Origin of the sequence: Phytohabitans aurantiacus (assembly GCF_027923225.1) — a bacterium.
GTDB classification, from domain to species: Bacteria; Actinomycetota; Actinomycetes; order Mycobacteriales; family Micromonosporaceae; genus Phytohabitans; species Phytohabitans aurantiacus.
Map to the genome: position 1 here is coordinate 144,828 of NZ_BSDI01000002.1, position 10,750 is coordinate 155,577.

Consider the following 10,750-nt stretch of genomic DNA (forward strand, 5'->3'; position numbering starts at 1 on the left):
TGTGCCAACCTCGTCCCTGAACGCGCTGCGTTCATACGGCTGGGACGAGGCATACGAACATGCTTTCGCCGAGCACCAGGCCGCCGGCCTGTTGCCCGCCCGCGTCGCACTCGTCGACCGTGGTCAGGCAACGGTGGTCACCGCCACCGGCTCGGTACGCGCCACCTGGTCGGCACACGCCGGACAGTCACCATTGCCGTGTACCGGGGACTGGGTCGCCATCACCGACACCCCGCAACCGGAGCTGGTCGCGGTGTTGCCGCGCCGGACCGCCATCCTGCGGTCCTCGGCGTCGCGCACCTCCCGTGCCCAGGTTCTGGCCGCGAACGTCGACACCGCCGTCGTCGTGGAGTCCCTCGCCAAGCCCATCTCCGCCGGCCGGATCGAGCGCATGCTCGCGCTGGCCTGGGAGAGCGGGGCGATCCCCGTCGTCGTTCTGACCAAAGCCGACCTCGCCGAGGGGAGCGTCGACGACGTACGTGAGGAAGTCGCCGCGCTGGCCCTCGACGTCGATGTCCTGGTCACCAGCGTCGCTACGGGCGAGGGCCTGGACATCCTCGCCGCGCTGCTGACCGGGACGATCGTGCTGCTCGGTCCGTCCGGCGCGGGTAAGTCCTCGCTCGGCAACGCCCTGCTCGGCAGCCAACAGCTGGCTACCGGGGAGGTCCGCGCCAGCGACGGCAAGGGCCGGCATACCACCGTTCACCGTGAACTGCTGCCACTGCCGAACGGGGGCGTGCTCATCGATACCCCGGGCCTGCGCGCGGTCGGCTTGCACGACACCGAAGACGGCATCCAGCAGGTCTTCGCCGAGATCGAGGAACTCGCCCGTCAATGCCGGTTCACCGACTGCCAGCATGCGAACGAACCTGGCTGCGCGGTACGGGTGGCGATCGAGGCGGGCAACCTGTCGCCACGCCGGCTGGACAGCTATCGCAAACTCCAGCGCGAGTCTGCCTGGGCGGCCTCGCGGGACGACGCACGCCTGCGTGCGGAGCGGGAGAAGCACCGCAAGGCGATCACCCAGCACCTCCGCGCAACCTACGGCTTCCGGGAGCAGCAATCGTGACCGCCCGTCATTCCGAATCGCCGAATCCGTCCACTCGCATCTGGCACACCCGCGTGGAAGACGGACCGGACGACCGCGCCGCGATCCGCCGGATCAACCTGTCCGCGTTCCCTGGTCCGCTGGAGGCCGACCTGGTCGACGCGCTGCGTGCGGACCGGCAGGCGTGGCTGCCGTGGTCCTCATGGATCGCCGAGGACACCGACGGCACCGTCGTCGGCTTCGCCCTGCTGACTCGATGTCACATCGACGACGTACCGGCTCTCGCCCTCGGTCCGTGCGCGGTGCTGGCCGATCAGCAACGGGGAGGCGCCGGATCAGCGACGATTCGCGCCGCTCTCGACGCGGCACGGGCGGCGGGGGAGAGCCTCGTCGTCGTCCTCGGTCACGCGCCGTACTACCCACGGTTCGGATTCACGCCCGCCTCCGGGTACGGAATCCGGCCGCCGTTCGAAGTGCCGGACGAAAACATGATGGCACTCGTACTCGACCCTGATCGCCCTGTCCCGAGTGGAACCATCCGCTACGCGGCGGCCTTCGGCGTCTGATCACTAGTAGTTCCGCCAGGTGCGGGGCGGGTTACCCGCCCCGCACCTGCTCGACCAGCCGGGTTGTGAGGCGCGGAGGGTGCGGCCGCGGGAGCGGCTTACGGTGTGGAGAACACGCCGGGCCCCAGCGGCGAGGCGCCGTCGACGCCGTTCGTGACCCGCAGGAATTCCAGCTTTTCCGCGTCGACGGAGCCCGCGGCCACCGTGTAGACGATGAGGCGGATGTCGCTGCCCGGGACGGTGAGCACGTCGCAGTCGCAGGTCAGCTCGCCGACCTGAGGATGCACGATGACCTTGCGGGCTGAGACGTGCCGGCCGACCGCACCCTCGTCCCACAGCCGGGTGAACTCGGCGCTGGTGGAGCGCAGCTCCGCGACAAGGTCGTTCAGTCCACGGTCGCGGGGGTATTCGACCAGGGCCGTGCGTAGATCGGCGACGAGGGCTGAGCGCAGGGCGTCGCCGTCCTGGAGTACCGGCCAGGCCGCGAGCCCGCGGGATCCCGCGTCGAAGACCGCCCGCACCAGGTTCCGCTCGACGGGTGTCCGGGCGCTGGGGTCGCCGAGCAGGGCCGCCCACGCGGGAGTCCAGGACAGCAAGGTCCAGTCGGTACTGAACACGCCCACGGGGAACTCCCCGAGGCGAGCCAGTATCCGTTGGACCCCCGCCGGAACATGCGTGGATATCGTCCCTTCCTGCGGCGGGAGCAGGCCGGCCAGCCGGTAGGCGTAGTCGCGCTCGACGGGTTCCAGCTGGAGTGCCCTGGCCAGGCTCGCGACGACCTGCGCCGAAGGGCTCGTGGCGCGTCCCTGCTCCAGCCGCACCACATAGTCGACCGACAGCCCCGCGAGCTCGGCCAGCTCCTCACGTCGCAACCCCGTCGCGCGCCGGCCGGGCCGCGAAGACCGGCCGATGTCGATGGGAGAGAGCCGGTCGCGCCAGCGGCGCAGAGCCGTGCCGAGGGTCTCGTCCACCCGATCATTGTGCGCGCTGGACAGCCGTTCTACCTGGTACTGGCAGTCCTACCGTCGCGCAGGGCACTGGTTCTCCACCCGCCGGCGGCCGAAGGTGAACGCATGACGACAACCTTCATCACCGGAGCCAACAAGTCACTCGGGTATGAGACCGCCCGCCGGCTGATCGATGCCGGCCACACCGTTCTCGTCGGCGCTCGTGACCCGGAACGCGGCCGGGCGGCCGCCGACGCACTCGGTGCTCGTTTCGTCCAGATCGACGTGACGGACGACGCGTCGGTGGCCGCGGCCGTCGCGGACGTCGCCGCCCGCGAGGGGGCCATCGACGTCCTCATCAACAACGCCGGCATTTTCGGTACCCACAACCCCGCCGACCAGATCACGGCCGCTGACGCGAGCGCGGTGTTCGAGGTCAACGTCGTCGGTATCGTCCGAGTGACGCATGCGTTCCTGCCCCTGCTGCGCAAGTCCGATAGCCCGGTCATCGTCAACGTGTCCAGCGGCATGGGGTCGTTCGCGGCGACCCACGACGCCACGCGCGTCGAGTCGAGGCCCATCGCGCCGCTCTACACCTCGTCGAAGGCCGCCGTGACCATGCTGACCACGCAGTACGCGAAAGCCTGGACGGACGTGAAGGTGAACGCCGTCGACCCGGGCTACACCGCGACCGACTTCAACGGGCACAGCGGCCCGCAGACGGTGACCGAGGGCACCGACGCGATCGTCGAACTCGCCACCATCGGGGCCGACGGACCGACCGGCACCTTCCGCGACCGTCACGGAGCGGTGGCCTGGTAGAGACCGACCGGTTCTGTCCGATGTGTCGTGATCGTCATCGATCTGATCGAGGCGACCTCATACACTGCCGCCGTGGCGGAACGGATTGTAGAAGGCCAGCGGCGGGGCCGTCGGCGCGGTGAGCTGACCATCGCGACGATCGCGCGCCTGGCCGGCGTGTCGAAGCCGACGGTGTCCAAGGTGCTCAACGGCAGGACCGGTGTCGCGGTGGAGACGCGCCAGCGGGTCGAGGCGCTCCTGCGCGAGCACGGCTACCGGCGGCCCGACGCGGTGCTTCCCGCGGCCACCCTCGAAGTGATGTTCCACGGGCTGGAGAGCAACCAGGCGATCAAGATCATGCGTGGGGTCGACGGGGTGGCCCGCAACCACCAGTTGGCGGTCGGCTTCACCGAGGTGGACGACGAGGGCACCTCGCAGGGCAGGCCCTGGACCGAATGGGTCCTGGCGCGGCGCCCGATCGGCGTGATCGCTGTGTACCCGAACATCACCCCGTCACAGCACGCGCAGCTGGCCGCCAGTGCGATCCCGCTGGTCGCCCTCGACCCGACGGGGCAGCCGGTGCACCCGACCCCTTCGGTCGGCGCGACCAACTGGAGCGGAGGTGTCGCCGCCGCCCGGCATCTGCTCGAGCTCGGTCACCGCCGGATCGCCGTGATCAGTGGACCGGCCCAGTACCTCGGCGCGCGAGCCCGGCTGGAGGGCTGCCGCGCGGCGCTGGACGCCGCCGGTGCCCCGCTGGATCCCCGACTGGTGCGGGTCGGGGCCTTCAGCTTCGGGGCCGGCCGCGACTTCGGCCGCGAGCTGTTGTGCCTGCCCAACCCGCCGACCGCCGTGCTGTGCGGCAACGATCTGCAGGCGCTCGGCGTATACACGGCGGCCGCCGAGCTCGGCCTGCGCATTCCCCAGGAGCTGAGCGTTGTCGGCTTCGACGACATCGCCACCACCAACTGGTGCTGGCCACCGATGACCACCGTGCGGCAGCCGTTCACCGAAATGGGCGCGGCTGCCGCCAGCATGGTCGTCGCCCTCGCCGCCGGCGAGGCCCTGAGCCAGCCACGGACCGAGCTGGCCACCACGCTCGTCGTCCGCGACAGCACCGCACCGCCGTCCCGACCCTGACCGCGCAGAAACGTTTCCTTGTGTTTTTAGATCGGTTCTGAGATTCTAGTTCATCGATGGCTTGTGCCCCCAGTGGGTCAGGAGAATAGCTGTGGCTAGATTCAGAACAACCAATGTTGGCCTGGCGTCGGCCGGCGTCCTGGCGCTGGTGTCGGCGGCGGTGGTCGTGGCGTTGCCGGCCGGCGCCGCGGCCGCGGGCTGCTCGGTGAACTATGCCGTGTCGTCGCAGTGGCAGGGCGGCTTCGGGGCCAACGTGTCCATTAGGAACCTGGGCGATCCGTTGACCAGTTGGACGCTGACGTGGTCGTTCGGCGCGGGGCAGACCGTGACGCAGGCGTGGAACACGTCGTTGACGCAGAGCGATTCGGCGGTGACCGCGAGAAACGTGAGCTACAACGGCTCGGTTCCGACGAACGGCTCGGTGTCGTTCGGCTTCAACGGCGCGTGGACCGGCAGCAACCCGGCGCCGACGAGTTTCGCCGTGAACGGCGTGGCGTGTAACGGCAGCACCCCGACGACCGGGCCGACCACGCCAGCGACCACCCCGCCCACCACCGGACCGACCACACCCCCGCCGACCACGCCCCCGCCGACCGGTGGCTGCACGCTTCCGTCGACGTACCGCTGGACCTCGACGGGCCCGCTGGCGACCCCGAAGTCGGGCTGGCTCTCGCTCAAGGACTTCACCAACGTCGTCCACAATGGCCGGCACCTGGTCTACGGGTCGAACGTGTCGAGCTCGGCGACGTACGGCTCGATGAACTTCGGCCTCTTCACCAACTGGTCCGACATGGCCTCGGCCAGCCAAAACGGGATGTCCTCATCGACCGTCGCCCCGACGCTGTTCTACTTCGCCCCGAAGAACATCTGGGTGCTCGCCTACCAGTGGGGCGCATCCCCGTTCCTGTACCGGACGTCGAGCGACCCCACCAACGCCAATGGATGGTCAGCGGCGCAGCCGCTGTTTACCGGAAGCCTTCCCGACGCGCCCTACGGTCCCATCGACCAGACGCTCATCGCTGACGGCACGAACATGTACATGTTCTTCGCTGGGGACAACGGCAAGATCTACCGGTCCAGCATGCCCATCGGAAACTTCCCCGGCAGTTTCGGCGCCAACTACACGACCATCATGTCGGACACGTCCGCCAACCTGTTCGAGGCGGTTCAGGTCTACAAGGTGCAGGGGCAGAACCAGTACCTCATGATCGTGGAAGCGCAGAGTTCGACTGGGCGCTACTTCCGCTCGTTCACGTCCAGCAGCCTGGGCGGCACCTGGACACCGCAGGCCGCATCCGTGAGCAACCCGTTCGCTGGCAAGGCCAACAGCGGCGCCACCTGGACCAACGACATCAGCCACGGCGACCTGGTTCGCACCAACCCCGACCAGACGATGACCATCGATCCCTGCAACCTGCAGCTCCTCTACCAGGGACGGGATCCCAACTCCGGCGGCGACTACAACCGCCTGCCATGGCGGCCCGGACTGCTCACGCTGCAACGCTAAGGGCGTAACGCAGGTCCAGTTCACGTCAAAGGGCGGGCTCGGTTTCGTACCGAGCCCGCCCGACTCATATCCGGGCCCGGTCGCCATGGCGGCCGGGCCGTTGCTGCTTTCGGCAGCCGGCCGCGCGGGATACCGAAAAGCGTGGCCGAAGCCGCGCTTTGCCATGTGCCGGCCGCGGGATCGTCCGAATAATCGGCCCGACATCCGACCGAGGGGAGAAATGGATGCGAAAAGTCAAAGCAGCCGTGGCGGGAGCCGTGATCGGCCTCGCCGTGCTGCTCACACCCGCCGCGGCCCAGGCCGAGGACAACGGCAACGGCAACAGCACGTGCGACCGGTACGAGATCTGCTTCCGGGCGTTGGAGAGCCACACGAGGTTCAGCGTCAACTGGAACTTTTCGCACTCGTTCTACTACTCGTACGGGGCCCACTCGCTGATCCGCGTCTACAACAACGACCACGCCTGGTCGGGAACGCTCGGAAACAAGGCGATCGGCTTCTGGAACCGGGATTCCGAGTGCCGGGTGCAGATCCTCGACTACGACACGTACGGCTACGAGTGGTTCTACGCGGACCTGCCGCGGGACTACCGCGGTGACGCCGGCTACTCGATGAACGACGCGCACAAGCGCTGTAACCGCTGGTAGAGCCGGAAGGAGGAGGGGTGGGATGGCGAGCGAGCGTTGGTCACCGTCCACGTCGGAGCGCCGGTGGGCACGGCTGGCGGCAGCGGCGACGGCGGCCCTGGTGGCAGCGCTGACGGCCACGGCGTGCGGCGGCGATCCGCCGGCCGGACTCGGTGCCGTCGACGAGCGCAACCCGCTGGCGGTCTTCCTCGGCGAGAGCCTCGGGCTGATCGACTACGCCCAGCTCAAGCTGCGCAACGAGTGCCTGGCCGGGGCCGGCTATCCGCAGAATCTCGAGACCATGATGGACCAGCCGGTCCCGGCCTTCTCGATGTTCGTCATCACACCCCGCACGTTCGGGCCCACCACCGAGCAGGAGGCACGAAGGATCGGGTTCGGCCGCGACGAGCAGGCCGAACCGTCCCCCGTCGTCAGCTCCGACCCGAACTACGACCGCGCCATTGACTCGTGCGGCGGCAAGGCGTGGGACCGGTTGGGCGACGACGTCCAGGACGCGTACTACGCGTACTTCGACCTCGGTAACAAGATCTCGGGCACGCTGATGACGACGATCAGCGAGCGGCTGGACAAGAGCCTGCCGGCGAAGATGCTGGCCTGCGTCCGCGCGGCCGGCTACGACGCGGACGACGAGCGGCAGTTCCTCAAGACCCCGCGACCGGCGCTCCTGGGCGTACCCTTCGGCACGGTCGACCCGGCGCCCGACACCGGTTGGCGACCCGCGCGAAAGCCGGGGACGATCGAGGTGGGTCCCGCGATCCCGGCCCGGCCGTACCGGCCCACCGCGCAGGAGAGCGAGCTCGCCGTCGCGTGGCTGCGGTGCCGCGAGCAGACCACGCTCGCCGACCAGCAGCTCACCGCCGCGATATCGGTACAGAAGGAGCTCGTGGCGAAGCACGAGACCTCCTTCGTCGAGCTCAACCCCCGGATCAGGCGCATCGCCAAGCAGGCCACCGAGCTGATCGGCACGTCGTGACCCAGGGCGAGGACCGGCTGCGGCGGGCGCGCCGGGGATGGCTGGTGTTCAGCGGCTGCGCGCTCGCGGCGGTACTGCTCGTCGCCGTCACCGCCACCGCGGTCGGCCGGCATCTGCGCTCGCCGGCCCAACTCGCGGCCGACGCCGAACCGCCGGCGCCCTCGGTCGTCACCGCGACCGTCGAACGCCGGGTACTGGCCGAGCCCGTGGTCCTGCGCGGCCGCGTCCAGCCGGGCGCGAGCGTACGGCTGTATCCGCCCGCGCCGGCCGTCGGGCCGAACAGCGTCGTCACGAAGGTCCTCGCCCAGCTGGGCGAGCGGGTGCGCGAAGGCCAGGTGGTCCTCGAACGCTCGGGCGAGCCGTTGTTCGTCCTGGTCTCGCCGTTCCCCCTCTACCGGGACCTCACCGCCGGCCTGACCGGACCGGACGTCGAGCAGGTCCAGCGCGCCCTGAAGCGCCTCGGGTACGACGTGGCGACGACCGGCTCGTTCGACACCCGGACGCGGGACGCCGTCGCCGAGCTGTACACCGACCGGGGTTACACCGCACCGACCGCGTCCGCCCCGCCCAGCCCGGGTGTGGCGGGCGCGGCGGTCTCGCTGCCGCAGGCGCACGTCGTCGTGCTCGGCCGTACCGGGCAGCGGGTCAGCGCGGTCGGCGTCCGCGTGGGGGACGTCCTCGCGGACCCGAGGAAGGCGCTGTTCGAGCTGGACCGGGGCGCGCCCTCGCTGGTAGCGGTCGTCTCCGCCGAGCAGGCCGCGCTGCTGGCGGTGGGGCAGGCGGCGACCGCGTCGGACGACGGCGCCGGCACTACGACCGGCGTCGCGGTCAGCGCGATCGGCGACCAGCCCGTCGAATCCGATGGCCGGACGGGGTACGAGGTGCGGTTCCGGTTCACCGGCAAGGCACTGAGTGGCACAGCCCAGCGTTCGGTGCGGGTGGACGTCGACGTCGCCGGCGGTGCCGAGCCGGTACTGGCCGTGCCGGTCACCGCGGTCTTCTCCCGGGCCGACGGCACGACGTTCGTGACAGTCGTGAGTGGACAGGGCACAGTGGACGTACCGGTGCGCGCCGGCCGGATCGCTGGTGGCTGGGTGGAGGTCGCCGGAGCCGACGACCGCCTCGCCGAGGGCGCCGCCGTCGCCGTCGGCGAGGGAACTCCCGCGCGGCGATGAGCCTGCTCTCGCTCCGCGGGATCTCGCGGACCTACGACGACGGCCAGCCCGTGTACGCGCTCCGTCCGACCACTTTGGACATCGCGGCCGGTGAGTACGTGTCGGTCACCGGCCCGTCCGGGTCCGGGAAGTCGACGTTCCTCAACGTGCTCGGACTGCTGGACGAGCCGACGACGGGCTCGTACCGGGTCGGCTCCGTCGAGACAGTCGGCGGCGGCCAGCTGCTCCACGGCGCGGTCCGCGGCCAGCTGTTCGGCTTCGTGTTCCAGGCGTTCCACCTGCTGTCCGGCCGTACCGCGCTGGAAAACGTGGAGATCGGCATGCTGTACGGGTCACCGCGCCGCCGCCAGCGCAGGCGGCTCGCGGTCGAGGCGCTGGAACGGATCGGGCTCGCCCACCGGACGCACGCCGACCCACGCCAGCTCTCCGGCGGTGAACGGCAGCGCGTGGCCATCGCCCGCGCCATCGCCGGCCGGCCGAGCGTGCTGTTCTGCGACGAGCCGACCGGCAACCTCGACAGCGGCAACACCGCGAACGTCATGTCCCTGCTGCGCGAGCTGAACGACCAGGGGCTCACCCTCGTCGTGGTCACACACGATCCGGATGTCGCCGCCCACGCCGGCCGGCGGCTGCGGGTCGAGGACGGGGAGGTGTCCGAGCGGTGAAGCGGCGCGACTGGAGCAGGCTGGGCCTTGCCAGGCCACGGCTGCGCGGCGGCGACCTCCTGCGAGAGTCGGCCCTGTCGACGCTGCGGCATCCCGGGCGCTCGCTGGTTACGGTCGTCGGCACGGTGCTCGGCGCCGCGGCGTACGTCTCCACGCTCGGGCTGGGCGCGACGATGAGCGGGCAGGTCTCCTCAGTGTTCGACGCGCGGCGTGCCACCGAGGTCGTCGTCCAGCCCGAGGATGCCGGCCTCGACAGGTCCTGGACCGACGGCGCCGGGCAGCGGCTCGCACGCCTCAACGGCGTCGTACGCGCCGGCAGCCGGGTCGCGGTGGGGGAGCGGCCGGTCCGCCGCACGATCGGTGAGACCGGCGCCGGCACCGCCGTACCCGTCATCGGAGCCGACGCCGAGGCGCTGCGCGTCATGGACCCCGCCCTCACCGCCGGCCGGCTGTTCGACCGCTTCCACGACGAGCGGCGCGTGCCGGTCGCACTGCTGTCCACATCGGTCGCGGCGCGGTTGGCCATCAACCGCGTCGGCGTGGCGGTCTTCGTCGGCGACGACGCGTACACGGTCATCGGCATCTACCACGACGTCGCCCGGCGCGACGAGGCGATGGCCGCGCTGATCGTGCCGTACGCCCTCGGTGAGGAACTGGTCGGTGCGGACGGCGGCGGCATCGCCACGCGTGACGTCCTCGTCGAGACCGCGCCCGGCGCCGCCCAGATCGTCAGCCGGCAGGCGCCGCTGGCGATCCGTCCGGAGGCGGCCGAGGATCTGCGCGCCATCGCACCGCCCGACCCGCGCTCGCTGCGCCGCGAGATCGAGGGCGACCTGACGCGGTCAACAGTCGTCCTCAGCTTGATCGCACTGGTGATCGGGACCATCTCGATCGGCAACGCGGCGACGGCGGCGATCGCCGTACGGGCGCCGGAGATCGGCCTACGGCGTGCGCTCGGCGCGCGTCCACGGCACGTATTCGTCCAGCTCGTCGCCGAGACGTCGCTGCTCGGCGCCGCGGGCGGGGCGGTGGGAGCGCTGCTCGGCATCCTCACGGTTTCGGTGGTCGCGCTGGCCAACGCCTGGACCCCGAGCGTCGACCTGCGGGCGGCGCTGGTCGCCTGCGCGGTCAGCACGGCCGCCGGCCTGCTCGCCGGGCTGGTGCCGGCCGCGCGGGCGGTCCGTATCCCGCCGGTGCGGGCGCTACAGCGCTGAACGGGCGGAGCCCGCCCCGGTGAAAGCGGCGTGAAGACGTATTGAAGCACCCGGCTGCGAAGATCGC

General features: G+C 70.5%; 11 protein-coding genes. 10 read left to right on the forward strand and 1 reads right to left on the reverse strand.

Annotated elements, in window-relative coordinates; all coding sequences use genetic code 11:
* Position 1 precedes the first annotated feature (1 nt).
* Positions 2 to 1,069, forward strand: a complete 1,068-nt coding sequence (gene rsgA / locus QMG73_RS03525; protein ID WP_281892399.1) for a ribosome small subunit-dependent GTPase A — start codon at positions 2 to 4, stop codon at positions 1,067 to 1,069.
* Positions 1,066 to 1,614, forward strand: coding sequence for a GNAT family N-acetyltransferase (locus tag QMG73_RS03530; RefSeq protein ID WP_281892401.1), 549 nt, complete (start codon positions 1,066 to 1,068; stop codon positions 1,612 to 1,614). Before rsgA ends, QMG73_RS03530 begins: the two co-directional genes overlap by 4 nt.
* Positions 1,615 to 1,712: 98 nt before the next feature.
* On the opposite strand, the gene QMG73_RS03535 is transcribed toward QMG73_RS03530, so the two are convergent.
* Positions 1,713 to 2,585 carry a helix-turn-helix transcriptional regulator gene (locus QMG73_RS03535; RefSeq protein WP_281892402.1) on the reverse strand — a complete coding sequence of 291 codons (873 nt, stop codon included), beginning with the start codon at positions 2,583 to 2,585 and terminating at the stop codon, positions 1,713 to 1,715.
* A gap of 102 nt (positions 2,586 to 2,687) precedes the next feature.
* Here QMG73_RS03535 and QMG73_RS03540 point away from each other — a divergent pair, with 102 nt between their 5' ends.
* The 8 genes from QMG73_RS03540 to QMG73_RS03575 all read left to right on the forward strand — a co-directional run bounded on the left by QMG73_RS03540 (position 2,688) and on the right by QMG73_RS03575 (position 10,683).
* The gene (locus tag QMG73_RS03540; RefSeq protein ID WP_281892403.1) at positions 2,688 to 3,383 is read left to right on the forward strand and encodes an SDR family NAD(P)-dependent oxidoreductase; all 696 of its coding nucleotides are present in this window, start codon (positions 2,688 to 2,690) and stop codon (positions 3,381 to 3,383) included.
* Between the two features lie 72 nt (positions 3,384 to 3,455).
* Positions 3,456 to 4,502, forward strand: a complete 1,047-nt coding sequence (locus QMG73_RS03545; protein ID WP_281892404.1) for a LacI family DNA-binding transcriptional regulator — start codon at positions 3,456 to 3,458, stop codon at positions 4,500 to 4,502.
* Positions 4,503 to 4,593: 91 nt separating this feature from the next.
* Complete coding sequence (locus QMG73_RS03550) at positions 4,594 to 6,009, forward strand: non-reducing end alpha-L-arabinofuranosidase family hydrolase (RefSeq protein ID WP_281892405.1); 1,416 nt, start codon at positions 4,594 to 4,596, stop codon at positions 6,007 to 6,009.
* Positions 6,010 to 6,233: 224 nt separating this feature from the next.
* Complete coding sequence (locus QMG73_RS03555) at positions 6,234 to 6,656, forward strand: hypothetical protein (RefSeq protein WP_281892407.1); 423 nt, start codon at positions 6,234 to 6,236, stop codon at positions 6,654 to 6,656.
* 22 nt (positions 6,657 to 6,678) lie between these two features.
* On the forward strand, positions 6,679 to 7,629 hold the full coding sequence (locus tag QMG73_RS03560; protein ID WP_281892408.1) for a hypothetical protein: 951 nt from the start codon (positions 6,679 to 6,681) through the stop codon (positions 7,627 to 7,629).
* A complete protein-coding gene (locus QMG73_RS03565; RefSeq protein WP_281892410.1) occupies positions 7,626 to 8,804 on the forward strand; it encodes a peptidoglycan-binding protein in 1,179 nt (392 codons plus the stop codon). Before QMG73_RS03560 ends, QMG73_RS03565 begins: the two co-directional genes overlap by 4 nt.
* Positions 8,801 to 9,469, forward strand: coding sequence for an ABC transporter ATP-binding protein (locus QMG73_RS03570; RefSeq protein WP_309299425.1), 669 nt, complete (start codon positions 8,801 to 8,803; stop codon positions 9,467 to 9,469). The genes QMG73_RS03565 and QMG73_RS03570 overlap by 4 nt, the downstream gene beginning before the upstream one ends.
* Positions 9,466 to 10,683 (forward strand): ABC transporter permease, encoded by a 1,218-nt coding sequence (locus tag QMG73_RS03575; RefSeq protein WP_281892412.1) that lies wholly within the window; start codon positions 9,466 to 9,468, stop codon positions 10,681 to 10,683. The genes QMG73_RS03570 and QMG73_RS03575 overlap by 4 nt, the downstream gene beginning before the upstream one ends.
* Positions 10,684 to 10,750 lie beyond the last annotated feature (67 nt).

Excerpts from the sequence above, each read along its gene's own strand:
- QMG73_RS03540 (WP_281892403.1), top strand. The coding sequence starts at position 2,688 with ATGACGACAACCTTCATCACCGGAGCCAACAAGTCACTCGGGTATGAG.
- QMG73_RS03560 (WP_281892408.1), top strand. The coding sequence starts at position 6,679 with ATGGCGAGCGAGCGTTGGTCACCGTCCACGTCGGAGCGCCGGTGGGCA.
- QMG73_RS03570 (WP_309299425.1), top strand. The coding sequence starts at position 8,801 with ATGAGCCTGCTCTCGCTCCGCGGGATCTCGCGGACCTACGACGACGGC.
- QMG73_RS03555 (WP_281892407.1), top strand. The coding sequence starts at position 6,234 with ATGCGAAAAGTCAAAGCAGCCGTGGCGGGAGCCGTGATCGGCCTCGCC.